The 23,557-nt window shown below is 68.2% G+C and carries 17 protein-coding genes; 7 read left to right on the forward strand and 10 right to left on the reverse strand.

Annotation, left to right across the window (positions count from 1 at the left end; genetic code table 11):
• Positions 1-306 precede the first annotated feature (306 nt).
• Complete coding sequence (arfB, locus tag V5F48_RS12980) at positions 307-729, forward strand: alternative ribosome rescue aminoacyl-tRNA hydrolase ArfB (protein WP_394259065.1); 423 nt, start codon at positions 307-309, stop codon at positions 727-729.
• A gap of 382 nt (positions 730-1,111) precedes the next feature.
• On the opposite strand, the gene recN is transcribed toward arfB, so the two are convergent.
• From recN to murB, 8 genes are all read right to left on the reverse strand, one after another.
• Positions 1,112-2,809 (reverse strand): DNA repair protein RecN, encoded by a 1,698-nt coding sequence (recN, locus tag V5F48_RS12985; protein WP_394259066.1) that lies wholly within the window; start codon positions 2,807-2,809, stop codon positions 1,112-1,114.
• Positions 2,810-2,815: 6 nt separating this feature from the next.
• Positions 2,816-3,670, reverse strand: a complete 855-nt coding sequence (locus V5F48_RS12990; protein ID WP_394259086.1) for an outer membrane protein assembly factor BamD — start codon at positions 3,668-3,670, stop codon at positions 2,816-2,818.
• 579 nt (positions 3,671-4,249) lie between these two features.
• Positions 4,250-5,185, reverse strand: a complete 936-nt coding sequence (gene lpxC / locus V5F48_RS12995; RefSeq protein WP_394108902.1) for a UDP-3-O-acyl-N-acetylglucosamine deacetylase — start codon at positions 5,183-5,185, stop codon at positions 4,250-4,252.
• 510 nt (positions 5,186-5,695) lie between these two features.
• Positions 5,696-7,489 carry a cell division protein FtsZ gene (gene ftsZ / locus V5F48_RS13000; RefSeq protein ID WP_394259067.1) on the reverse strand — a complete coding sequence of 598 codons (1,794 nt, stop codon included), beginning with the start codon at positions 7,487-7,489 and terminating at the stop codon, positions 5,696-5,698.
• A gap of 88 nt (positions 7,490-7,577) precedes the next feature.
• The gene (gene ftsA / locus V5F48_RS13005; RefSeq protein WP_394108900.1) at positions 7,578-8,903 is read right to left on the reverse strand and encodes a cell division protein FtsA; all 1,326 of its coding nucleotides are present in this window, start codon (positions 8,901-8,903) and stop codon (positions 7,578-7,580) included.
• A complete protein-coding gene (locus V5F48_RS13010) occupies positions 8,900-9,751 on the reverse strand; it encodes a cell division protein FtsQ/DivIB (protein WP_394108899.1) in 852 nt (283 codons plus the stop codon). Before V5F48_RS13010 ends, ftsA begins: the two co-directional genes overlap by 4 nt.
• 104 nt (positions 9,752-9,855) lie before the next feature.
• Positions 9,856-10,776, reverse strand: a complete 921-nt coding sequence (locus V5F48_RS13015) for a D-alanine--D-alanine ligase (RefSeq protein WP_394259068.1) — start codon at positions 10,774-10,776, stop codon at positions 9,856-9,858.
• A gap of 122 nt (positions 10,777-10,898) precedes the next feature.
• Complete coding sequence (gene murB, locus V5F48_RS13020; RefSeq protein ID WP_394259069.1) at positions 10,899-11,852, reverse strand: UDP-N-acetylmuramate dehydrogenase; 954 nt, start codon at positions 11,850-11,852, stop codon at positions 10,899-10,901.
• Between the two features lie 138 nt (positions 11,853-11,990).
• Between murB and V5F48_RS13025 the strand changes: the two genes are divergently transcribed.
• Complete coding sequence (locus V5F48_RS13025; protein WP_394259070.1) at positions 11,991-12,653, forward strand: sulfite oxidase-like oxidoreductase; 663 nt, start codon at positions 11,991-11,993, stop codon at positions 12,651-12,653.
• A 34-nt stretch (positions 12,654-12,687) separates the two neighbouring features.
• Here the strand turns inward: V5F48_RS13025 and V5F48_RS13030 are convergent, their stop codons facing one another.
• Entirely contained in the window at positions 12,688-13,608 is a 921-nt protein-coding gene (locus tag V5F48_RS13030) for a LysR family transcriptional regulator (RefSeq protein ID WP_394108895.1), read from the reverse strand.
• Between the two features lie 200 nt (positions 13,609-13,808).
• Here V5F48_RS13030 and V5F48_RS13035 point away from each other — a divergent pair, with 200 nt between their 5' ends.
• The 5 genes from V5F48_RS13035 (at position 13,809) to V5F48_RS13055 (ending at position 20,205) form a co-directional block, all read left to right on the forward strand.
• Positions 13,809-14,591 carry an alpha/beta hydrolase gene (locus V5F48_RS13035; protein WP_394259071.1) on the forward strand — a complete coding sequence of 261 codons (783 nt, stop codon included), beginning with the start codon at positions 13,809-13,811 and terminating at the stop codon, positions 14,589-14,591.
• Positions 14,592-14,630: 39 nt separating this feature from the next.
• Positions 14,631-15,869, forward strand: a complete 1,239-nt coding sequence (locus tag V5F48_RS13040) for an efflux RND transporter periplasmic adaptor subunit (RefSeq protein WP_394259072.1) — start codon at positions 14,631-14,633, stop codon at positions 15,867-15,869.
• Between the two features lie 244 nt (positions 15,870-16,113).
• Positions 16,114-19,347 (forward strand): efflux RND transporter permease subunit, encoded by a 3,234-nt coding sequence (locus tag V5F48_RS13045; protein WP_394259073.1) that lies wholly within the window; start codon positions 16,114-16,116, stop codon positions 19,345-19,347.
• 265 nt (positions 19,348-19,612) lie between these two features.
• Positions 19,613-19,867 (forward strand): type II toxin-antitoxin system HicA family toxin, encoded by a 255-nt coding sequence (locus V5F48_RS13050; RefSeq protein WP_394108891.1) that lies wholly within the window; start codon positions 19,613-19,615, stop codon positions 19,865-19,867.
• Positions 19,864-20,205, forward strand: a complete 342-nt coding sequence (locus V5F48_RS13055) for a type II toxin-antitoxin system HicB family antitoxin (RefSeq protein ID WP_394108890.1) — start codon at positions 19,864-19,866, stop codon at positions 20,203-20,205. Before V5F48_RS13050 ends, V5F48_RS13055 begins: the two co-directional genes overlap by 4 nt.
• A 290-nt stretch (positions 20,206-20,495) precedes the next feature.
• Here V5F48_RS13055 and ppc read toward each other — a convergent pair whose 3' ends face one another.
• Positions 20,496-23,291 carry a phosphoenolpyruvate carboxylase gene (ppc, locus tag V5F48_RS13060; protein WP_394259074.1) on the reverse strand — a complete coding sequence of 932 codons (2,796 nt, stop codon included), beginning with the start codon at positions 23,289-23,291 and terminating at the stop codon, positions 20,496-20,498.
• Between the last annotated feature and the right edge of the window lie 266 nt (positions 23,292-23,557).

Here is a 23,557-nt window from a genome sequence, read left to right on the forward strand (position 1 = left end):
CCACACACGTCCGGCAACGGCCCCCAGCGCCGCGGCCCTGTGCCGAACCGCCATGGCGCGTCGATCGGTTTCCCGCAGCAGGGCAAATGAACGAGGCTGTTGGTCGGCGGTGGTGTTTGGTCTAGAGCATTAAGTTTACGCGTTTTCTTTACGCGAACCGGTATCCACTTCGCTCGAAAACGCTCTAAAGCGACATCTGATCGGATCCGGCTCCAAGATTGACGGCGCCCCTTCTTACGGTCCGCAAGTCGGCAGACGGCGCGGGCCGGGGGCCGCCCGCGCGCACCTGACGCCGAAGGCTCTGTCATGATCGAGATCACGCCCCGCATCGCCATCTCGGAGGACGAGATCGAACTCGCCTTCGTGCGCGCCTCCGGGCCGGGCGGGCAGAACGTGAACAAGGTATCGAGCGCGGTTCAGCTGCGCTTCGATGCCGCCGGCTCGCCCAACCTGCCCGAGGGCGTTAAGAACCGGCTGGTCCGGCTGGCAGGAAAACGGATGACGCAGGGCGGGGTGATCATCATCCAGGCGCAGCGCTTCCGCACCCAGGAACGCAACCGCGAAGACGCCCTCGGGCGGCTGATCGAGCTCATTCGGAGCGCGACCATCGTGGCCCCCATCCGCCGCCCCACCCGGCCGACCCTTGGCTCGAAGGAACGCCGCCTTGCTGCCAAGGAGCGGCGTGGCGAGGTCAAATCCCTGCGCCGCGACAAGCCGCTGGCCGATTGATGCGCCGGTGCGGCGGCAAGGCCGCCCACCATCCCACACTTGACCGCAGGAATCCGATCGACCGGCGGCGGCACCGCACCGCCGTCCGCCCGGCCAGATCGATTTTGGACGCTTCATACCATCGGCCTCGGTCTTCGACCGATGCCAAGTGGGTCCGCTCAAGCGCCGCGCGGGCTTGACCAATGGCCCATGAGTCAAGCTCACGGGCCATTGGTATCAGTTGCGGAAATGGGCATGAAACGCGCAGCGCCTAGAGCGTTTTCGAGCGAAGTGGATACCAGTTCGCGTAAAGAAAACGCGTAAACTCAATAACCTAGAGCATTCCCCCGATTCAGTGAAACGGGGAAATGCTCTAGGCAACGCGCAACGCCTGGGCGATGCCCTATCGCGCGGCCTTCAGCAGGCGGTCGGCGGCAGCGCGGGCCTCGGCAGTCACGGTGGCGCCGGCCAGCATGCGCGCAATTTCCTCCCGCCGGGTGGCGGCATTGAGCGGCGCCACACGCGTGGTGACCGGCGCGTCTTCCGCCACGCCGTCCTGTCCCGGCACACCGTCGGCGGTAGCCTTGGCGATGAGCAGATGGTGCCGCGCCCGCGCCGCCACCTGCGGCGCATGGGTCACGCACAGCACCTGCACCTTCTGGGCAAGCCGCCCCAGGCGCTGGCCGATGGCGTCCGCCACCGCGCCACCGACGCCGGTGTCGATCTCGTCGAAGATGAGGGTGGGGGCGGAGCCGCGATCCGCCAGCACCACCTTCAGCGCCAGCAGGAACCGGGACAGTTCGCCGCCGGAGGCCACCTTCATGAGCGGCCCCGGCCGCGTGCCGGGATTGGTCCGCACCCAGAACTCCACCTGATCATAGCCGTCCGGCCCGGCCGAGGCCGGATCACTGGTGACCTTGGTGATGAAGGCGGCGCGCTCCAGCTTCAAGGGCGGCAGTTCCGCCACCACCGCCGCGTCGAGCACGCCGGCCGCCGCGTGACGCTCCAGCGACAGGGCGGCGGCTGCGGCGCGATAGGCCGCTTCCGCCGCGGCGACGGTCGCTTCCAGCCGGGCGAGGGTGGCCGCGCTCTGGTCGAGGCGATCCAGCTCCGCGGAAAACCGCGCGGCGACCGCGGGCAGGTCGTCCACGCTCGCCGCGTATTTGCGGGCCGCTGCGCGGAGCGCGAACAGACGCTCCTCGATACGCTCCAGTTCCGCCGGCTCGAAAGCGGCGTCCGCCAGCGCCGCCTCCAGATGGGCACGGGCGGTCTCCAACGCATCCAGAGCCTGGTCGATGGCCTCCACCGCGGGCCGCACCAGATCCTGTGCCTCCCCGGCCCGGCGCTCCAGCCGGCGGACGGCGGCGGCGAGCGAGGGCACCGGCGAGCTGCCGCCGGCCACCGCGTCCAGCGCCTCGTCGAGGTCGGCGGCGATCTTTTCCGAGCGCATCATGCCCGTGCGCCGCTCCGACAGCGCCGCCTCTTCCCCCACCTCGGGCGCAAGGGCGGTGAGCTCTTCCACCGCATGGCGGGTGAAATCGGCCTCGCGGGCGGCGATCTCCAGCCGCTCCCGCTCGGCGCGGGCATCCGACAGGGCCGCGCGCCACTCCCGCCACAGGACACCGAGGGCCTGCGCCCTGGCGCCGATGCCACCGAAGGCGTCGATCACGGCGCGATGGCTGGCGGGGTCCACCAGGGCGCGGTCGTCATGCTGGCCGTGCAGTTCGATGAGGCTGGCGCCGATGAGGCGGAGCGTCTGCACGCTCACCGATTCCTCGTTCACGCTCGCTCGGGTGCGCCCGTCCGCCATCTGGATGCGGCGGACCACGAGGGGCCCTTCGTCCGGCAGTTCGGCGGCGGCGAGGATGGCGTGGGCGGGATGGTCCGGGGACAGGTCGAAGGTGAGCGTCACCTGCCCCTTGGGCAGGCCGTGCCGTACCAGGGCGCCATCGCCCCGCCCGCCAAGGGCCAGCGACACGGCATCGAGCAGGATCGACTTGCCCGCACCCGTCTCACCCGTGAGGACCGTAAGGCCTTCCGAGAGGGTGAGATCGAGCTTCTCGATGAGGACGATGTCCCGGATCGAGAGCGCTGCCAGCATGGATGATCAGCCAAGCCCCATCTTCTTGAACGCCTGGCTGATCCAGGACGCCTTGTTCTCTTGCGGCTCGACCCCTCCGGCCTGAACCAGCTTGTAGGCGTCCTTGTACCACGAACTGTCGGGGAAGTTATAGCCGAGGACGGCGGCGGCGGTCTGCGCCTCGCTCACCACGCCGAGGGCCATATAGGCCTCGGTGAGGCGGTAAAGGGCCTCCTCCACCTGGCGCGTCGTCTGATATTGCGTCACCACCACCTTGAAGCGGTTGATGGCGCCCGTGTAGTTGCGCTGCTCCAGATAGTAGCGGCCGACCAGCATTTCCTTGCCGGCAAGCTGGTCGCGCGCAACCTCGATCTTCTTCTTGGCCGTGGCGGCATATTCGGTGTTCGGATATTTGCGAACCACATCGTCGAGTGCATCGAGCGCCTGTCGCGTCTTGCGCTGGTCGCGGGTGATATCCGGAATATTTTCGTAGAGCGCGGAAGCGACAAGATATTGCGCATAGGCCGCGTCCTGCGATCCGGGATAAAGCGCGGTGTAGCGCCGCCCGGTTGCAATGGCCTCGTCGTATTTGCCCGCCTCGAAATAGGAATAGGTGGTCATGAGCAGCGATTTGCGCGCCCATTCCGAATAGGGGTGGGTCTTGTCCACATCCTCGAAGCGCTTGGCGGCCTTCTCCGGCTCCTGCCGGCGCAGCAGGGTCAGGCCCTCGTTGTAGATCTTTTCCGCGGGCTCGTCGGGGGGCAGCACGTCGTCCTTGTCGCTGGCGCAGCCGGTGACAAGCAGGCCCATGACCAGGGCCAAGGCCAGCGCTCCGCCGCGGACGACGGCGCGCACCTTCAGGACCTCGTAAAAGAATCGCATCACGGTTCAGCTTCCGTCCCGCGCCCCTGGGCGCCGCTTGTAAAGGAGGATTGCCGCTCGGGAAACAGCGCCACTGGGGCGTCGCCCGATCTTGGTCCTCGCCCCCATCGCCGGCGCCGGTTCCAGTGCCCGGCCTGAGGCGCCGGATCGGGAACACGCACCTGCGACAGCCTCATCCCGCCGCGTCTTTCCCACCCGGCCCCGCCCGCCGGTCCGGAGGAAAAGATTTCAGCCTCCGCGCTATCGGGGCTTTCCGTCGGCAATGTGGCGGCGGCGCGGCGCGGCCGTGCCTCATGGTCGGCCGGCGCCCCACTGTGGCGCCCCCGCAACGCCGGCTCACCACCCGCGCGGTCCCGCGCGGCGATGCAGCCCGACGATGCCGCCAGACCATGCCACCAGACCATGCCACCGGGCGCCTGCCTGTCGGCGGATTGACCGCTCGGCGCCTGCTCCGCCGGATCACTCCCGCTGTTATGAACGGGAATTCAGGTTAAAAAACCGCAACCGCCGGCGCGGGCCACCCCAAACGCAAACGGCGCCCGGGAGGGGGCGCCGTCGAAAAAGCAGGGAATGCGCCGATCAGACTTCCGGCGCGAACACCGGCACCGGAGCCGAAACACCCATGTCGGCGCCCACCGTGTCGCGCACGGGACGGGCCGGGGCTTCCACCACCGCATAGGCGGAACGGTCGGAGAAGAGGGCGTCCACCACCTGGTAGTTCAGCTTGTGGCCGCCGCGGAAGGAGCGGTAGCGGGCGAACAGGGGCAGGCCGGAGAGGGCAAGGTCGCCCACCGCGTCGAGGGCCTTGTGCCGCACGAATTCATCGGTGAAGCGCAGGCCGCCCTCGTTCATCACGCCGCCCTCGTCGAGGCACACGGTGTTTTCCAGCGCCGCTCCGCGGGCATAGCCGGCGGCGCGCAGGCGCTCCACATCCTTCAGGAAGCCGAAGGTGCGGGCGCCGGCCAGTTCGCGGCGGAACACGGCGGGCGACATGGTGGCGGCGAAGCGCTGGCGGCCGATGGCGGCGTGGGCGAACTCGATTTCCACTTCCAGGCGGAAGCCGGCGTCATAGGGCAGGAGCTCGCCGAAGGAGGCGCCGTTCTCCACGCGAACCGGCTTCAGCACCTTGAGATATTTGCGGCGGCCGCGCACCTCGGTGACACCGGCGGCATCGATGGCGGCCACGAACTGGGAGGCGCTGCCGTCGAGGATCGGCACTTCCGGACCGTCGATCTCCACCACCGCATTGTCGATCGCCAGGCCATGGAAGGCCGCGAGAAGGTGCTCGACGGTGGAGACAAGGGCGCCGGAGCGATCACCGAGGACGGTGGCAAGGTCGGTGGCCTGAACCGAAGTGCGGCTCACGACCGCCTTGCGCGGCGCCTGATCGGCGAAGGAGCGGATGAAGACGATACCGGTATTCGCGAGAGCAGGCTTCAGAGTGAGGGTCGCGTCGACAGCCGCATGGACACCCGCACCTTTGAGCGTGATCTCGCGAGCCAGTGTCGTCTGCATGTGGATGCGTCCCGTATCGGAGGAGAGGGTCCGGTGCCTCAAGGCTGCCGCAACCCGTCCCTCAAACCTTCACCTTGCGTTCCCACTTTCGCCGCGGTTGTACCAACAAACTGTCAACGCGAGACGTGTGGAACCTTTGGAATGGGTGCACCCTAGTCGCCCGGACAGGCGACGCCAAATCACGCTTGCCTACCAACTGTTACCAAGCTTCGGCTTAAATTTTCCATTAACTATCAAATTGTTAGCGGTGCCGGCGCCAAAAGCGCCGCGGCGACTGTTACAGGCTGCGCAATACCGTCGCAGACCGGTAGCGCCCGAATCGCGCCCGCCCCGACCTCACGTCCATGCGAAAGCGGCACCGGTCTTGCGACCGATGCCGACATCACAACAAAGCCGCAGGTTGCATCCGGACGGAGGGCGGGGGACACCTCCCGGCCGGTTGCCTCACCCGCGATCCCGTAGATGCCTGGGCATCCGGGATCGCGTCTGATCAGGCTCCGCGCCGCCGCCTCAATTGGCCTGACGGCGCAGGAAGGCGGGGATCTCCAGCTGGTCGTCCTCGTGGTGCGGACCCGGACGGGACGGCACTTCGGCGGCCGGACGGGCCGGCGGACGCTTGGCGAATTCTGACACCGGCGGCTCGCCGGCACGGCCCGGCAGGGTCGGACGGACGTCGCGGGTCTCTTGCCGAGTCTCTTGACGCGCCTCGGGGCGAGCTTCCTGACGCGGCTCCACCGGACGGCGCTCGGGAGCACGCATGCTCGGCTGGTCGCGGCGCTGGGGCTCGGGCTCCTCCTCGCGGCGGCCCACATGGGCGAGACGCTGCAGCAGGGTCATGCGCTTCTTGTCGGGCTGCGGCTGCTCCACCGGCGGCTCGCCACGCTGGGCGCGGATCTGGTTCTGGCCCGGCAGGGGCAGTTCGTCCACGCGCGGCATGCGCTGGCTGCGCGGGCGCTGGCCCTGCGGCGGGATGTAGGGCGCGAAATCGTCTTCCACCATGGGCGCGGGCGGGGCCGCCGGCTCCGGCTCGGCGAAGTAGGAGGGCTTGGGCGCGGCGGTGCGGATGGTCACGTCGTCGATGGCGACGCCGCGATCAGCCTGCTGGGGCGCCGGAGCGGCGGGAGCGTAGGCCTGCGGCGCATAAGCCGCATGAGCCGGCGCGCCCTGGGCCTGGGCATCCTCCATGCCGATGAGGTCCTCGGCCGAGATGGAGGCGACGGCGGTGCGGATCTGCGCCTCGCGGGTCGCCTCGACGGCGGCGCGGCCGGCGTTGGAGATCTTGCGGCCGGCGAGATCGGGGAAGCGCTCGGCGCCGGGGCTGATCTGGTCGGGGATGACTGCCGGGTCGATACCGGTGGCCACCACGGAGACGCGGATGATGCCTTCCAGCACCTCGTCGAAGGTGGCGCCGAGGATGATGTTGGCGTCGGGGTCCACTTCCTCGCGGATGCGGGTCGCCGCCTCGTCCACCTCGAACAGCGTCATGTCCTTGCCGCCGGTGATGGAGATGAGCAGGCCACCGGCCCCGCGCATGGAGGTCTCGTCCAGCAGCGGATTGGCGATGGCGGCCTCGGCGGCCTGGATGGCGCGCTTGTCGCCGGAGGCTTCGCCGGTGCCCATCATGGCCTTGCCCATGTCGCGCATCACGGCGCGCACGTCGGCGAAGTCGAGGTTGATGAGGCCTTCCTTCACCATCAGGTCGGTGATGCAGGCAACGCCCGAATAGAGCACCTGGTCGGCCATGGCGAAGGCGTCGGCGAAGGTGGTCTTCTCGTTCGCCACCCGGAACAGGTTCTGGTTGGGGATGACGATGAGGGTGTCGACGCTCTTCTGCAGTTCGCTGATGCCGTGCTCGGCGACGCGCATGCGCCGGGCGCCCTCGAAGTGGAAGGGCTTGGTCACCACGCCCACGGTGAGGATGCCGAGCTCACGGGCGGCCCGCGCCACCACGGGAGCGGCCCCGGTGCCGGTGCCACCGCCCATGCCGGCGGTGATGAACACCATGTGCGAGCCGGACAGGTGGTCCCGGATCTCGTCGATAACTTCCTCGGCCGCGGCGCGGCCCACTTCCGGCTGCGAGCCGGCGCCGAGACCCTCGGTCACCGCCACGCCCATCTGCACCACACGCTCGGCCTTGGTGAGCGAGAGCGCCTGGGCGTCGGTGTTCGCCACTACGAATTCCACCCCGTGGAGGCCGGCGGTGATCATGTTGTTCACCGCGTTGCCACCAGCACCGCCCACACCGAACACCGTGATTCGGGGACGAAGCTCACGAATGTCGGGCATCTGAAGATTGATCGTCATGCTTTTGCTCCGTCGAACCCGATCGGCCTGTCCGCCTCTCACGAATCCTGTCTGACCACTTTGTTAGCCCAGGCTTCGTTAACCATGTCTAAAAGCTGTCCTTCAGCCAGCGTCCCACGCGGCCGAAATAATTCGGGCTTTCGCCCACCACCGCCTGCCTCCGGCGGGGCTCGAAGTGTTCCAATCCTGCCACCTGAGGGTAAACAAGAAGCCCTGCAGTCACCGCGAATGCCGCCCCGCGCGCCGCTTCCGGAAGCCTGGAAACCCCAAGCGGGCGGCCGATGCGCACCTGCGGCCCGATGAGCCGCGCCACGAGGTCCGGCAGGCCCTGGAGCTGCGCCGCGCCGCCGGTGAGCACGATGCGCCGGCCGGCATCGCCGGCGTGCCCGGAGGCCTTCAGGCGATCGCGCACCAGTTCAACAATTTCTTCCGCCCGGGGCCGGACGATGGTGACGAGGCGCGATTTCGGCACCATGTGCGGCTGGTCGCGCGAATCACCCGACAAGGGCGGCACGGTGAGCATGTCGTGGTCGTCGGACGAGACCGCCACCACCGCCCCGTGCAGGGCCTTCATGCGCTCGGCGTCGGCAAGCCGCGCCGGCAGGCCGCGGGCCACGTCGTTGGTGATGTGCTGGCCACCCAGGGCCACGCCATCCACATAGACGCAGTGACCGCCGGCCACGATGGAGAAGGTGGTGGTGCCCGCCCCCATGTCGATGAGGGTGACGCCCAGTTCCATCTCGTCGTCGGTGAGCGAGGAGAGCGCCGCCGCATAGGGCGCCGCCACCATGGCCTCGATGGAAAGATGGCAGCGCTCCACGCACAGCACGAGGTTCTTCAGGGCGGTGAGATCGGCGGTGATGACGTGCATGTCGGCGCCGAGCTGGCGCCCCAGCATGCCGCACGGCTCGCCGATGCCCCGCCGCCCGTCCAGCGAATAGCCCACCGGCAGCGCATGCATCACCGCCTGCCCGTCGCCCACGCCGTAGGTGGAGGCGGCCTCCAGCACGCGGCGGATGTCGAACTCCTCCACCGCCGGGGCGGTGAGGCGCACGGCGGCCTCATAATGCTGGGAGGCAAGACGCCCGCCGGAGACGCCCACCACCACGGAGGCGATCTGCACCCCCGAGGCGCGCTCGGCCATGTCCACGGCCTGGCGGATGGCGAGTTCCGCCTTCGCCATGTCCACGATCGCGCCGCCCTTGATGCCATGGGCGCGGGTGTGGCCGATGCCGAGCACGTCGATGGCGTGGGTGCGCCGCGTGAGCACATCCGATGCGCCGCGCGGCTTCAGGCGGGCGATGGCGCACACCACCTTGCTGGTTCCGATGTCGAGCACGCCGACGATACCGCTCTTCTTCGGCGGCATCGGGCGCATCTTCGGCGCGAAGCCCTGGGCGAGCCGGTGCCTCATGCTGGGCCTCCCTTTTTAGCCTTGGCCCGCGCCTTGAGCATCTGCGCACGGGCGTCGGCAGCGGCATCCGAAAGCCGGACCACGACGCGGTCCGGCAGGCGCAGGTCCACGATGGAAATGTCGCGGCTGAGCAGTTTTTTCTCGCGGTCGAGATCCATGAGCGCGACCAGTGCCTCCTCCAGGCCCTCTTCCGGCAGCCGCACGTCGATGCCGTTGCGGATCTTCAGCGTCCACCGGCGCTCGGCGACGCGGATGGCGGCGCGCACCTGGTCGCGCAGGGCCGGCACCCGGGCCAGCGCGTCCACCACCTCGCCCACCTTCTTCTGCGCGCCCTCGCCCACCACGATGGGCAGCTGCACGTAGCGTGGATCGTCCGAATAGGGCGCGATGGGGATGCCGTCGCGGGCGATGACCTTCAGCTCGCCGTTGACCTGCCACAGGGCGAAGGCCTGCCGCTCGGCCACCGCGATGTCGATGCGGTCGGGATAGAATTTGCGCACGCTGGCCGACGCGATCCACGGCAGCGCCTCAAGGCGGGCGCGCATCTCGTCGGCGTTGAGGAACAGGATGGAGGTGGAGGACTTGATGCCCGCCGTCTCCAGGATTTCCGCCGGGGTCATGTGGTTATGGCCGGAAATGTTGACTTCCTTGACCTTGAAGCCGGCCACGTTGCCGGCCGCGTCCGCCACATCGACCACGATGCCCCTGGCGGTCTCCGCATGGCCGCCGAGCATGACGCCGTAGGCGGTGAAGCCGCCCACCACCGCGATGGTGAGCAGGCTGGCGCTGCGCCGGCCCAGCCGCGAACCGGCGAGGCGCACCGTCAGGCGGCGCAGCAGAAGAGCCATGCGGCTCGTGGGGCGTGGATCGATGGCGAGACGCTTGTGCCGGCCCGGCGGCGGCACGGGAGCGGGACGCTGCGGCGGTCGTCTCCCCGCCTCGGGGCGGGGCCTTAGCGCTCCAGCGAAGCGTCCTCCACCATCCATGTCACAAGCTCACCGAATGAGATGCCCGCGTGGGCGGCCAGTTCCGGCACCAGAGACGTCTGCGTCATCCCGGGCTGGGTATTCACCTCAAGGCAGATCAGGCCGGAGCCATCCTGTCTCGAAGAGTCGAATCGAAAGTCGCTCCGCGACACCCCCCGGCATCCGAGAGCTCGGTGCGCCGTGAGGCTTAACATCTGCACCCGTTGGTAAATTTCGGGTAAAATCCGGGCCGGAAGAATGTGCTGCGAGCCGCCCGGTGCATATTTGCTTTCGTAATCGTAAAACTTCTGTGTGGACTCGATCTCGATCACGTCGAGCACCTTGTCGCCCATCACCGCGCAAGTCAGTTCAAGGCCCGGAATAAATTCTTCGGCCAGGAGATTTTCTCCGTGCGACCAGTCCTCCCGGGTCAATTCCTGCGGCGGATGGGCCTGGTCCTCCCGCACGATGAAAACACCGACGCTGGACCCTCCCGCGTTGGGCTTCAGCACGTAGGGGGTGGGCATGATGTGCGCCTTTGCCGCCTCCAGGCGGGAAACAAGGCCGCCCTTCGCCACCGGGACGCCGGCGGCGGCGAGCATGATTCGCGCCTGCGCCTTGTCCATGGCGAGGGCCGAGGCCAGCACGCCGGAATGGGAATAGGGAATGCGCAGGATTTCCAGGATGCCCTGGATGGTGCCGTCCTCCCCCGGCTGGCCGTGCAGCACGTTGAAGGCCACGTCGGGCTTCAGGTGGGTCAGCACCTCGGCCACGTCGCGGCCCACGTCGACGCGGGTGACGTGGTAGCCCGCCGCCTCCAGCGCCCCGGCGCAGGCGGCGCCGGAGCGCAGGGAGACTTCGCGCTCGGACGACCAGCCGCCCATGAGCACCGCCACGTGTTTCGCCATGACCTTGTTCCCGATCTGATCGCCCGCGCCCGATGCGACGTGCCTTGAGGCAGCCTTTGGCCGGCGCCCCAAGATGGCGCCCAAAATGGCGCGGTTGCCTTGCGCCTTTGCTAATGGCCCGCTCAGGACGCGGCAGGCAGGCCGATGCGCTTGATTTCCCATTCCAGCTCGACGCCGCACTGGGCCTTCACCCGGCGGCGCACCTCCTCGCCCAGCCCCTCGATCTCGGCGGCGGTGGCGCCGCCCAGGTTGATGAGGAAGTTGGTATGCAGCTCGGAGACCTGCGCCCGCCCCATGGTGAGGCCCCGGCAGCCGGCGGCGTCCACCAGCTTCCAGGCGCTGGTGCCCGGCGGGTTCTTGAAGGTGGAGCCGCCGGTGCGGCTCTTGATGGGCTGGGTCGCCTCCCGGCTTTCGGTGATCTTCGCCATCTCGGCGGCGATCACCGCCGGATCGCCGGGGCGGCCCTCGAACGCGGCGCGGGTGAAGACCACATCCGCCGGCACCCCGCAATGGCGATAGGTGAAGCCCATCTCGGCATTGGTGAAGCTCACCTTCTCGCCGGCGCGGGTGACGGCGTCCGCGCGCGCCAGCACGTCTTTGGTCTCGCCGCCATAGGCGCCGCCATTCATGCGCAGGGCACCGCCCACGGCGCCGGGAATGCCGCGCAGGAAGGAGAAGCCGGCAAGGCCCGCATCGGCCGCCGCGCGTGCCACCTTCACGTCCGGCACGCCGGCGCCGGCGGTGATGCGGTTGCCCTCCACCGCGATATCGGTGAAGCCGCGGGCAAGGCGGATCACCACCCCCGGCACGCCGCCGTCGCGCACAATGAGGTTGGAGCCGAGGCCGATGACGGTCACCGGCACCTCCGCCGGCAGGCCGGCAAGGAAGGTGGCGAGGTCGTCCTCGTCCGCCGGCACAAACAGCACCTGCGCCGGGCCGCCGGCGCGGAACCAGGTGAACTCGGCGAGCGGCGCGTTGGCCTTGAGCGTCCCGCGCAGGCCCGGAAGGCGCGCCATGAGGCCGGGGACCAGATCCTCGAAACCCTGTCCTGCCGGAAGTGTCTCTGCCACGCTCATCCTGCCCGTCCGTCCATCCTGTGGGTCGCTCTCCCATAACGGGCCCGCGAGGGCAAGCATCACCGGCTTTTGCCGGGCCGCCATGCCGTGGCATCATGGCGGATCATTCGCCCTTCCCTTTCGCCTGGAGCTGCCCCCATGAGCGAAGACGCACTGCCGCCCGACACCAAGCTCACCACCACCAAGCAGCGCTGGGCGCAGGAAGGGCGCTTCCTCACCGGCCGCGTCACCCGTCCGGAAACCGAACGCCTGCCCGCCGGCCAGCATCTGGTGAAGGACTGGCCGGTGCTCGACCTCGGCGTGACACCGGTGGTGACGCGGGAGGCCTTCCGCCTCGACGTCACCGGCGCGGTGGAGACCGCCCTGTCGCTGGACTGGGACGGCTTCCGCGCCCTGCCGCAGACGCGCAACATCAGCGACATCCATTGCGTCACCACCTGGTCGCGCTACGACAACGCCTTCGAGGGCGTCTCCACCCGCGAGCTGCTGGAGCGGGTAAAGCCCGCCCCCCACGCGGCGGCGGTGATGCTGCATTCCTACGATGGCTACACCACCAACCTGCTGCTGGAGGATTTCGCCGCCGAGGATGCGGTGATCGCCCATTCCTGGGAGGGGGCGCCGCTGACCCGCGAGCATGGCGGGCCGGTGCGGCTGGTGGTGCCGCACCTGTATTTCTGGAAGAGCGCCAAGTGGCTGAAGGGCATCGAGTTCATCGCCCGCGACACCGCCGGCTTCTGGGAAGCGCGGGGCTACCACATGCGCGGCGATCCCTGGGCCGAGGAGCGCTATTCGGACGATTGAGCGCCGCGCCGCTCCACCTTCGGCCCGGCGCGGGTCACGCCGCCGCCCGCCGGGCGAGGTCGGAGCGGGCAAACAGCTCCGCCACCCAATCCACGAACACGCGCAAACGGTTGGAGAGGTGGCGGCTGGGCGGATAGACCACATGGATGGGCATGGCGCCCGCGGTCCAGTCGGTGAGCACGCGCACCAGCGCGCCGGAGGCCAGGTGCTCGTCCACCTGGAACACCGGCGCCTGGATCACGCCGAGCCCGGCAAGGCCGGCGGCGATATAGGCGTTGCCGTCGTTGCAGGCCATGCGGTAATCGCCCGTCACCTCCACGATTTCAGAGCCGCGGACGAACTCGAACGGGTGATAGCGCCCCGTCAGCGCGCTGAAATAGCGGACCACCACGTGGCCGGCCTCGAAATCCCTCGGATGTGAGGGCACCCCGTAACGGGCGATGTAGGCTGGCGCCGCCACCGCCTCGAAGCTCAGCTCGCCGATGCGGCGGGCGACCAGATTGGGATCGTGGATCTCGCCCACGCGGATCACGCAATCCACATTTTCACCCAGCAGGTCCACCGGCCGGTCGGTGCAGCCCACATCGAGGGCGATATCGGGGTAGCGGGCGAGGAAATCCGGCAGCGCCGGGATCAGCAGGCGGGTGGCCAGCGACGGCGACAGGTCGATGCGCAGCCGCCCCTGCGGCAGGGCCTGGGCCGTGGAGAGCGTCCCGTCCAGCTCGTCGAGGTCGTTGAGGATCAACAGCGCCCGCTCGTAATAGGCCGCCCCGTCCGGGGTTACGGTGACCCGCCGCGTGGTGCGGTTGAACAGGCGCGTGCGCAAATGCTGCTCCAGCGATTGCACATGCTTGGTCAAGGTCGCCTTGGGCATGTCCATGAGGTCGGCGGCGCGGGTGAAATTCCCGGTCTCCACCACCCGCACGAACGCCCGCATCGCAGCAAGCTGGTCCATGTCCCGCCCTCTCGCGATAAAAATGCCACGTCATTATTCATGCACGGGAATAATGATACCATCTTTTGCGGCTTTATCGACGATATCTGGATCAATATCGTTCCCGCACTGCACAAGGCGGCCTCTGCCGCCGGCATCGAGGACGGTTCGCGATGGCCCCCGACTGGCGAGAGACCCACCTTCAGACGGAAGCCGGCCCCATGCCGGCCCGCCTGTATGGTGTCCGTCCCGTCAAGGGTGCGGTCCCACTCATTTTACACCTGCACGGCGGCGCTTTCACCGGCGGCACGCTGGAATGCGGCGCCTATATTGCCGGCCTGCTCGCGGAAGCCGGCGCCGTGGTGGTATCGGTGGACTATCCGCTGGCCTGCGCGCATCCCTTCCCCTTCGCCCTGACCGCCGCCTCCGGCGCGTTGGCCACCCTCTACAGCCGCCGGGCCGAGTTCGCCGGCCGCAATGCCCCGCTTTACTTGGCTGGGGAGGAATCGGGTGGCAATCTGGCCGCCGGCCTCGCCATGATGGCCCGTGACCAGCAAGCGCCCCCCCTCGCCGGCCAGATCCTCGTCTCGCCCATGCTCGATCCGAGCCTCGCCACCGCCTCGCTGCGCGCCGCCGAGGCCGGCACCTGCGGCAGCAAGTGGGCGGACGGCTGGCAGAAATATCTGGGCTCCCCCGAGAAGGCCGCCCACCCCTACGCGGCTCCCCTCGCCTCCTCCCGCCTTCAGGGCCTGCCCCCCGCGTTGGTGGTGAGCGCCCAGGACTGTCCCATGCGCGACGAGAGCGCGCGCTACGCCGCCGCGCTGGAGAAGGCCGGCGTCGCCACCGAGCTTCACATCCTGCCCGGCCCCACCCACTGGCCGGAGGGCATCTCGGCGCCGCCCGAAAAGCCCGAATTCTGGGCAGGCGCGCTGCGCACCCTGTTTGCCCGCTTCTTTGAATCGTCACGGCCGCGTCGGCGCAAGCCGGCCCCGGCCGTCCTCTGACCACCCGACATCCAGAACTGCCTCAGGGATCTGCCCCCCATGAACATCCCGACCAACGTCCCGAACACCGCTCCGCGCACCGCCCGCCTGCGCAACCGCCTCCTCCTCGGCACCGTCGCCCTCGCCGCGGTCCTCGGCACGCTCTACGGCCTGCCCCAGACCAGCGCCCATGCCGAAAAGCCGGCCGCGGCCGCGGCCGCGCCCGCCGCCGTCCCGGTTTCCGTCGCCACCGTGGAGCCGCGCGACGCGCGCCTGTTCGAGACCTTCTCCGGCCGTCTCGAAGCGGTGGAGCGGGTGGAGGTACGCTCACGCGTCGCCGGCGCCATCAAGGCCATCCATTTCCGCGAGGGCGCCCTGGTCCGTGAGGGCGAGCTTCTCGTCTCCATCGATCCCGAGCCCTTCGAGGCTGAAGTGGCCGAGGCCGAGGCCCAGGTGGCCGCCGCCCAGGCCCGCGTGGAGCTCGCCCGCAACGAGCTGGAGCGCGGCCAGCGCCTGTGGACTTCCCGCACCGTCTCCCAGCGCGACCTGGACGAGCGCGTCAACGGCCAGCGCGCCGCCGAGGCGGCGTTGCGCGCCGTCGAGGCCAAGCTGACATCGGCCAAGCTCAGTCTCTCCTACACCCGCGTCCGCGCCCCGGTGTCCGGGCGGGTGGGCAAGTCGGAGATCACGGTGGGCAATCTCGTCGCCGCCGGCCCCGGCGCGCCGGTGCTCACCACCTTGGTGTCGGTGGACCCCATCTATGCGAGCTTCAATGCCGATGAGGCCACGGTTTCCCGCGCCCTCGCCGGGCTCGGTGCCGGCGCCGACGTGTCCGACCGGCTCGACCGCATCCCGGTGCTCATGACCACCTCCGCCGGCGGCGCGCCGGTGGAAGGGCGCATGCAGCTGGTGGACAACCAGGTGGACGTGCGCACCGGCACGGTACGGGTGCGCGCCCGCTTCGCCAACGCCGACGGGCGGCTCTTGCCCGGCCAGTTCGCCCGCCTCGAAATGGGCCAGCCCGTCAGCGAGCCGGCCCTCCTCGTCAGCGAGCGGGCGGTGGGCACCGACCAGGACAAGAAGTTCGTCTTCGTGGTGGATGCCGCCAACACGGCCGTGTGGCGCGAGATCACGCTCGGTGCCCCGGTGGACGGCCTGCGCGTGGTCACCAGCGGGCTGAAGGCGGGCGAGCGCATCGTCGTCAACGGCCTCCACCGCGTGCGCCCCGGCGCGCCCGTGACGCCTCAAAGCGTGCCCATGCGGGTGAGCGAAGCGGCCTCCGCCATCGTCGCCAACTGACGCCTCACGCTGTCACGCCCCGGCTGGCCCGGGGACGACGATCACAACCTGAACCGGTTTCGATCCCTCTCCCCCGCATGGGAGAGGGCGGGTGAGGGGCGGGCCGTGCGCCGCGCCCCTGGCAAGCGGCATCGCCCCTCACCCACTTTTTTCGTCCGCCCCCTCCCACGCCGGGACTGGGGAAGGATCCGTCGCGTTCCGCGTTCCAAACCCCTTCAACCACCCGCATCTTCGGGAGGGTCCCATGAACCTGTCCAAGTTCTTCATCGACCGTCCCATTTTTGCGGGCGTGCTCTCTGTCCTCATCTTCCTCGCCGGCCTCATCGCCATGCGGGCCATGCCCATATCGGAATATCCCGAGGTGGTGCCGCCGCAGGTGGTGGTGCGCGCCACCTATGCCGGCGCCAACCCCAAGGTGATCGCCGAGACCGTCTCGACGCCGCTGGAAGAGGCCATCAACGGGGTCCAGGACATGCTCTACATGTCCAGCCAGGCCACCACCGACGGCCTGATGACGCTGACCGTCACCTTCCGCCTCGGCACCGATCCGGACAAGGCGCAGCAGCTGGTGCAGAACCGCATCTCCCAGGCGGAACCGCGCCTGCCGGAAGAAGTGCGGCGCCTCGGCGTCACCACCGTGAAGTCCTCGCCCGACCTCACCATGGTGGTACACCTGATTTCCCCCAACAATCGCTACGACACCACCTATCTGCGCAATTACGCGGTGCTGAACGTGAAGGACCGCCTCGCCCGCATCGAGGGCGTCGGGCAGGTTCAGCTGTTCGGTGCCGGCGATTATTCCATGCGCATCTGGCTCGATCCGCAGAAGGTGGCCGAGCACGGGCTGTCCGCCAGCGACGTGGTGCGCGAGATCCGCGCCCAGAACGTGCAGGCGGCCGCCGGCGTGGTGGGCGCCTCCCCCGGCGCGCCGGGGCTCGACCTGCAGCTCTCCATCAACGCCCAGGGCCGCCTCGCCAACGTGGAAGAGTTCGGCAACATCGTGGTGAAGAGCGGCACCAACGGCGAGATCGTGCTCTTGAAGGACGTGGCGCGCGTGGAGCTGGGCGCCTCCGAATATGCCCTGCGATCCTTGCTCAACAACACCCAGGCGGTGGCCGTGCCCATCTTCCAGGCCCCCGGCTCCAACGCCATCCGCATCGCCGACGATGTGCGCCGGGTGATGGAGGAGATCAAGGCCAACATGCCGGAGGGCGTGGATTATTCCATCGTCTACGACACCACCCAGTTCGTCCGCGCCTCCATCGACGCGGTGGTGCACACGCTGCTGGAAGCGGTGCTGCTGGTGGTGCTGGTGGTGATCGTGTTCCTGCAGACCTGGCGGGCCTCCATCATCCCGCTTCTGGCGGTGCCGGTCTCCATCGTCGGCACGTTCGCGGTGATGCACCTGTTCGGCTTTTCCATCAATGCCTTGACCCTGTTCGGGCTGGTGCTGGCCATCGGCATCGTGGTGGATGACGCCATCGTGGTGGTGGAGAATGTGGAGCGCAACATCGCGGGCGGGCTCTCCCCGCGGGAGGCCACCTACAAGGCCATGCAGGAAGTGTCCGGCCCCATCATCGCCATCGCCCTGGTGTTGATCGCGGTGTTCGTGCCGCTGGCGTTCATCTCCGGGCTCACCGGCCAGTTCTACAAGCAATTCGCCCTCACCATCGCCATCTCGACGGTGATTTCGGCCATCAATTCCCTCACCCTGTCCCCGGCCCTCTCGGCCCTGCTGCTGAAGGGGCACGATGCGCCGAAGGATCGCCTCACGCGCCTCATGGACTTCTGCTTCGGCTGGTTTTTCAAGGGCTTCAACAAGGCCTTCGTGACCAGCTCCAGCGCCTATGGCAGCGTGGTGAAGCGCACCATCGCCCACAAGGCGATCATGCTCGGCCTCTACCTCGTGCTGGTGGCCATGACGGTGGTGCTGTTCCGCGCCGTGCCGCCCGGCTTCGTGCCGGGGCAGGACAAGCAGTATCTCGTTGGTTTCGCCCAGCTTCCCGACGGCGCCACCCTCGACCGGACCGAAGAGGTGATCCGCCATATGAGCGACATCGCCCTGAAGGAAGAGGGCGTGAAATCGGCCATCGCCTTCCCCGGCCTGTCCATCAACGGGTTCACCAACTCCTCCAACTCCGGCATTGTTTTTGTCGGCTTGCACGAGTTCGAGGCGCGCCGGTCCCCGGCCCTGTCCGGCAACGCCATCGCCCTGGCGCTGAACCAGAAATTTGCCGCCATCCCGGATGCGATGATCGCCATGTTCCCGCCGCCCCCGGTGCAGGGGCTCGGCACCATCGGCGGGTTCAAATTCCAGATCGAGGATCGCGCCGGCCGCGGCTACGAGGCACTCGACCAGGCCACCAAGGCCTTTCTCGCGAAAGCCGCCACCGCGCCGGAGCTGGCCGGCCTGTTCTCCTCCTACCAGGTGAACGTGCCGCAGCTGTTCGCCGACATCGACCGGGTGAAGGCGCGTCAGCTGAATGTCTCCGTCACCGATGTGTTCGACACCATGCAGATCTATCTCGGCTCGGCCTATGTGAACGACTTCAACACCTTCGGGCGCACCTACACGGTGCGGGTGCAGGCGGATGCCCCGTTCCGCGCGAGGCCCGAGGACGTGGGCACCCTGAAGGTGCGCTCCGCCACCGGCGAGATGATCCCGCTCTCGGCGCTGCTCAAGGTGCGCTCCGCGGCGGGGCCGGAGCGGGCCATGCGCTACAACGGCTTCCTCTCGGCAGACGTGAACGGCGGCGCCGCCCCCGGCTTCTCCTCCGGCGAGGCGCAGGCCGCCGTGGAACGCATCGCGGCCGAGACGTTGCCGAAGGGGTTTTCCTTCGAATGGACGGAGCTGACCTACCAGGACATCCTCGCCGGCAATTCGGCGGTGTGGGTGTTCCCGCTGGCCATCTTCCTCGTCTTCCTGGTGCTGGCGGCCCAGTATGAAAGCCTGATGCTGCCGCTCGCCATCATCATGATCGTGCCCACGGGCCTGTTCGCGGCCATGACCGGGGTGTGGCTTGCCGGAGGGGACAACAATGTCTTCACCCAGATCGGCCTCGTGGTGCTGGTGGGGCTTTCGGCCAAGAACGCCATCCTGATCGTGGAGTTCGCCCGCGAGCTGGAATTCGCCGGGCGCACCCCGGTCGCGGCGGCGCTGGAGGCGAGCCGGCTGCGGCTGCGGCCGATCCTGATGACATCGCTCGCCTTCATCATGGGCGTGGTGCCGCTGGTCACTTCCATCGGCGCCGGGGCGGAAATGCGCAATGCCATGGGCACGGCGGTGTTCGCCGGCATGATCGGCGTGACCGCCTTCGGCATCTTCCTGACGCCGGTGTTCTACGTGATGCTGCGGGCACTGGCCGGCAACCGGCCCCTCACCCAGCACGGGCACGGCACGATGGCACCCGACGCGGGCCAAGGGGCGGGCCACGGCACCGCGACCGCCACTCCTCCGGCGCTTCAGCCGGGGGAGTGAGGGAGCGGCAGGCCGGTTCGCGCAACGACGGCTTCCCTCCCAACGTCATGCCCGGCCTCGTGCCGGGCATCCTCGCCCGGCGGCAGGGAGGAATGTTCGACATGTGGCGCAAGCGGCACGGCATGGATGGCCGGCACAAGGCCGGCCATAACGGGGCCGGACTCTTCAACCGCGTGGCCGTTCCGAAATGCCCCTCATGCAGCGGGCAAGACTATAGCTAGCGTTTTTTGCTTGCATTCGGGTGTACTCCCACGATACTGCTTGCATGAACAGCAAGCATCGCAAGACCCTTGCCGCCGTGTTCGCCGATCCGGTCTCGGGGACGATCCCGTGGGCGGCCATCGAGGGCCTTCTGGTCGCCGTCGGCTGCAAGCTGGTCGAAGGGGCGGGCTCACGCGTGCGGTTCGAGAAGGACGGGAAGATCGCCACCTTCCACCGCCCGCATCCGGAGAAGGAAGCCAAGCGGTATCAGGTGAGCGATGCGCGCAAGTTCCTTTCAACGCTAGGAATTGCCCCATGAGCACCATGTCCTACAAGGGGTATCAGGCGCGGGTCGAGTTTGACCCCGACGATGAGATCTTCGTCGGCCGCATCGCCGGCATCACCGATGTGGTCGGCTTCCATGGCGACACCGTGGAGGGACTGAAGGCGGCGTTCCACGAGGCGGTGGACGATTATGTCGCCACCTGCGCCAAGGTCGGCAAGTCGCCCCAAAAGCCCTATTCCGGCAAGGTGATGTTCCGCATCTCGCCGCAGGTGCATGCCAACGCCGCCCTCGCCGCCGAATTGTCCGGCAAGAGCCTCAATGAATGGGCCGAGGAGGCCCTGGCCGAAGCCGCGGCCAGGAAGGTGGCTTGACGGGGCGCGGGGGAGAGTCCCCCGTGGACAGGCTCCTCCATCCCCCCGCCACGTCATGGCCGGGCTTGTCCCGGGCATGACGAGCGAGAAAAAGGCGGCTTCTCGATCTGAAAGTCTGCTGCTTCGACCCGGCACGATGGGAACCCTCTCCCGCGTGCGGGGGAGGGCAGTGTGGGGGCAGGGGTGGTTTTCAGCGGGCACCGCCGGTGTTTCTCGGCACCGGCCTGCCCCCTCCCCGGCCCTCCCCCGCAAGCGGGAGAGGGAGCGGCGCTGGCGTAATTTAGGACCCCTCACCCCGAGTTGCGCAGGCCCGCCGAGATGCCGTTGATGGACAGCTGGATGCCGTGCAGCACCTTGTCGTCGCCGGAATTGGCGCGGTGCTGGCGCAGCAGCTCGATCTGCAGATGGTTCAGCGGATCCAGATAGGGGAAGCGGTTGCGGATGGAGCGGTCGAGCAGCGGGTTGTCCTCCAGCAGCTTCTGCTGGCCCATGATGGCGAGCACATACTTGATGGTCCGCTCGTATTCGGCGCGGATGCGGCCGAAGATCTGGGTGCGCAGCTCCACGTCCGGCACCAGTTCCGCATAGCGCGAGGCGATGGCCAGCGACGACTTCGACAGCACCATGTCCATGTTGGAGAGCTGGGTGCGGAAGAACGGCCATTCGCGATACATGGCTTGCAGGAACGACAGGCCATAATCCGGCCGCCGCTCGGCGAAGGCTTCCACCGCCGAGCCGAAGCCGTACCAGGCCGGCAGCATCAGCCGGCACTGGGCCCAGGAGAACACCCACGGAATGGCCCGCAGCTTCTCGATGGAGCGCGTCTTCGCCCGCGAGGCCGGGCGCGAGCCGATGTTCAGCGTCGCGATCTCGCTGATGACGGTGGAGGACCAGAAATAATCCTCGAACCCCTCGGTCTCGTAGACGAGGTTGCGGTAGGCGCCGAAGGCCGTCTCCGAGATTTCCTCCATGGCGGTGAGGAATTCGGTGCGCGGCGCATTGTATTGGGGCTGGAGCAGGGAGGCTTCCAGGGTCGCCGAGACCAGGATCTCCAAATTGCGCCGGCCCATGTCCGGGTTGGAATATTTGGAGGCGATGATCTCGCCCTGCTCGGTGATGCGGATCTGCCCGTTTACCGCCCCGCCCGGCTGGGCCAGGATGGCGTCATAGCTCGGCCCGCCGCCGCGGCCCACCGAGCCGCCCCGGCCATGGAACAGGCGCAGCCGCACATTATGGGCGCGAAACACCTCGATGAGGCCGATCTCGGCCTTGTACAATTCCCAGCCGGAGGTGACGAAGCCGCCATCCTTGTTGCTGTCGGAATAGCCGAGCATCACTTCCTGCTCGTCGCCGCGGCTCGACACCAGCTTGCGATAGGCCGGGATGGAGAACACCCGGTCCATCACCTTGGCGCAGACCTGAAGATCGCCGATGGTCTCGAACAGGGGGATGATGTTGAGCGCCGTGGTGCCGTCAGCGGTGACAAGGCCCACCTCCTTCAGCAGCAGTGCCACTTCCAAGAGGTCCGAGACCCCCTCGGCCTTGGAGATGATGCAATTGGGGATGACCTCGCGCCCGAGCGCGCGGTGCGCCTCGGCCGCCATGCGCAGGATGGCGAGTTCCGAGTGGGTCTCCTCCTCGTAGGTGAGGAAGGGGGAGGCCAGCGGGCGGGCGGTGGCCAGTTCCTTGAGCAGGAGGGCGATGCGCGCCTCCTCGTCCAGGCCGGCATAGTTGGTGCCGGGCGCCACCTTCTCGAACAGGTCGGCCACCACGCGCTCGTGCACGTCGGAGTTTTGCCTGAGGTCGATGCAGGCGAGGTGGAAGCCGAAGCAGTCCACCGCCCGCCGCAGCAGCCGCAGCCGCCCCCGCGCCAGCACCTTCGATCCATGGTCGCAGAGCGAGGCATAGATGATGTCGAGGTCGGCCTTGAGCGCGGCGGCGTTCTCGTAAGGCGCCAGCTTGTAAGGCGCCAGGCTCTCGGCCACTTCCGCTTCGGCCGCTTCGGCCTCTTCGCCCTTCAGGTGGCGGGCGGTGAGCTTGAGCCGCCCGAGCACATAGGCGAGCGCCAGGCGATAGGGCTCTTCCCGGTGTTCCTGGGAGCGGTCGGGCGAACGGGCGGCCAGTTCCGCCAGCGCCGGCGAGACCTTGATGAGCCGCGCGCCGAGGGACAGCTCGGCGCCGAGCGCGGTCAGTTCCTGCTCGTAATGGGCGAGGATGCGGTCGCGGTGGACGCGCACGGTTTGCTTCAGCACCTCACCGGTAACAAAGGGATTGCCGTCGCGGTCGCCGCCGATCCAGCTGCCGATGCGCAGGAATGAAGGTAGCGCTACCTCCGAGCCGCCCTGCGAGAGCTTGTCCTCGATGGAGCAGTAGAGGCGCGGCAACTCGGTGAGGAAGGTGTAGTCGTAATAGGACAGGCCGTTGGCCACCTCGTCCAACACCGTCAGCTTGATGCGGCGTAACAGCGCCGTCTGCCACAGGGTGAGCACGGCGCGGCGCAGGGTTTCCTCGTCCTGCTCCTGCTCCGCGGGGGTCGGCACCACGCGCTCGCGCCGGTCCAGCAAGGCGGCGATTTCCATCTCGCGGTTGAGGGTGCTCTTGCGGCGCACCTCGGTGGGATGGGCGGTGAGCACCGGGCTCATGTGCGCGCCCGAGAAGAAGTCGGTGAGCTGCTGCCGCCCGATGCCCTGCGCCTCGGCGCGGGCGAGGGAATAGGCGAGGCTGCCGGCCCGCGGCGCCGAGCCGGCGATGGCATGGGCGCGGTTGCGGCGGATGTGGTGCTCGTCCTCGGCAATGTTGGCGAGGTGGGAGAAATAGCTGAAGGCGCGGATGATATCGACGGCACGCTGGGAGGAAAGCTGTTCCAGCAGGGCGCCCAGTTCCTCGCGGGCCGCCTCGTCGTCGTCGCGGTGGAAGCGGATGGAGGTCTGGCGGATGCGCTCCACCAGCTCATACACCTCCTCGCCCTCCTGCTCGCGCACCGTATCGCCGAGAATCCGCCCCAGGAGGCGAATGTCCTCGCGCAGGGGCCGATCCTTCACTTCCTCGTCGCCCGGCGCCTCAATGGACCAAACCGCACTCGTCATCTGGCACCCCTTCCCCGGAGCGGATCGCAGCCGCTTTTCGACCTTAGTCTTACGGAATTTGTGCAGGAGCGAAAGAGCAACGCAGCGGCACAACACTCTTGCTTCTGCACGCTTGGGAGGCAGGTGGTGCGTTCCCTCGCGCCGGGCGGCCGATCCGGCATGTATGGAGCGCGGCACCGGTGCTTGCGCGCCGCGGTACGGCGGGGTTAGAGCCGGATGCCGTCAGGCGGTATGGCTCCGCGATACCGTCTGAAGGTCGCCCGCGA

The sequence above is a fragment of the Xanthobacter autotrophicus ATCC 700552 genome, from assembly GCF_043194565.1.
Lineage (GTDB): Bacteria > Pseudomonadota > Alphaproteobacteria > Rhizobiales > Xanthobacteraceae > Xanthobacter > Xanthobacter autotrophicus_F.

Excerpts from the sequence above, each read along its gene's own strand:
- ftsZ (WP_394259067.1), bottom strand. The coding sequence starts at position 7,489 with ATGACGATCAATCTTCAGATGCCCGACATTCGTGAGCTTCGTCCCCGA.
- arfB (WP_394259065.1), top strand. The coding sequence starts at position 307 with ATGATCGAGATCACGCCCCGCATCGCCATCTCGGAGGACGAGATCGAA.
- V5F48_RS13025 (WP_394259070.1), top strand. The coding sequence starts at position 11,991 with ATGAGCGAAGACGCACTGCCGCCCGACACCAAGCTCACCACCACCAAG.
- V5F48_RS13010 (WP_394108899.1), bottom strand. The coding sequence starts at position 9,751 with ATGGCTCTTCTGCTGCGCCGCCTGACGGTGCGCCTCGCCGGTTCGCGG.
- murB (WP_394259069.1), bottom strand. The coding sequence starts at position 11,852 with ATGAGCGTGGCAGAGACACTTCCGGCAGGACAGGGTTTCGAGGATCTG.
- V5F48_RS13040 (WP_394259072.1), top strand. The coding sequence starts at position 14,631 with ATGAACATCCCGACCAACGTCCCGAACACCGCTCCGCGCACCGCCCGC.
- V5F48_RS13045 (WP_394259073.1), top strand. The coding sequence starts at position 16,114 with ATGAACCTGTCCAAGTTCTTCATCGACCGTCCCATTTTTGCGGGCGTG.
- lpxC (WP_394108902.1), bottom strand. The coding sequence starts at position 5,185 with ATGCAGACGACACTGGCTCGCGAGATCACGCTCAAAGGTGCGGGTGTC.
- recN (WP_394259066.1), bottom strand. The coding sequence starts at position 2,809 with ATGCTGGCAGCGCTCTCGATCCGGGACATCGTCCTCATCGAGAAGCTC.
- V5F48_RS13030 (WP_394108895.1), bottom strand. The coding sequence starts at position 13,608 with ATGGACCAGCTTGCTGCGATGCGGGCGTTCGTGCGGGTGGTGGAGACC.
- V5F48_RS13055 (WP_394108890.1), top strand. The coding sequence starts at position 19,864 with ATGAGCACCATGTCCTACAAGGGGTATCAGGCGCGGGTCGAGTTTGAC.
- V5F48_RS13035 (WP_394259071.1), top strand. The coding sequence starts at position 13,809 with ATGCCGGCCCGCCTGTATGGTGTCCGTCCCGTCAAGGGTGCGGTCCCA.
- V5F48_RS13050 (WP_394108891.1), top strand. The coding sequence starts at position 19,613 with ATGAACAGCAAGCATCGCAAGACCCTTGCCGCCGTGTTCGCCGATCCG.
- V5F48_RS12990 (WP_394259086.1), bottom strand. The coding sequence starts at position 3,670 with ATGCGATTCTTTTACGAGGTCCTGAAGGTGCGCGCCGTCGTCCGCGGC.
- ftsA (WP_394108900.1), bottom strand. The coding sequence starts at position 8,903 with ATGAGGCACCGGCTCGCCCAGGGCTTCGCGCCGAAGATGCGCCCGATG.
- V5F48_RS13015 (WP_394259068.1), bottom strand. The coding sequence starts at position 10,776 with ATGGCGAAACACGTGGCGGTGCTCATGGGCGGCTGGTCGTCCGAGCGC.
- ppc (WP_394259074.1), bottom strand. The coding sequence starts at position 23,291 with ATGACGAGTGCGGTTTGGTCCATTGAGGCGCCGGGCGACGAGGAAGTG.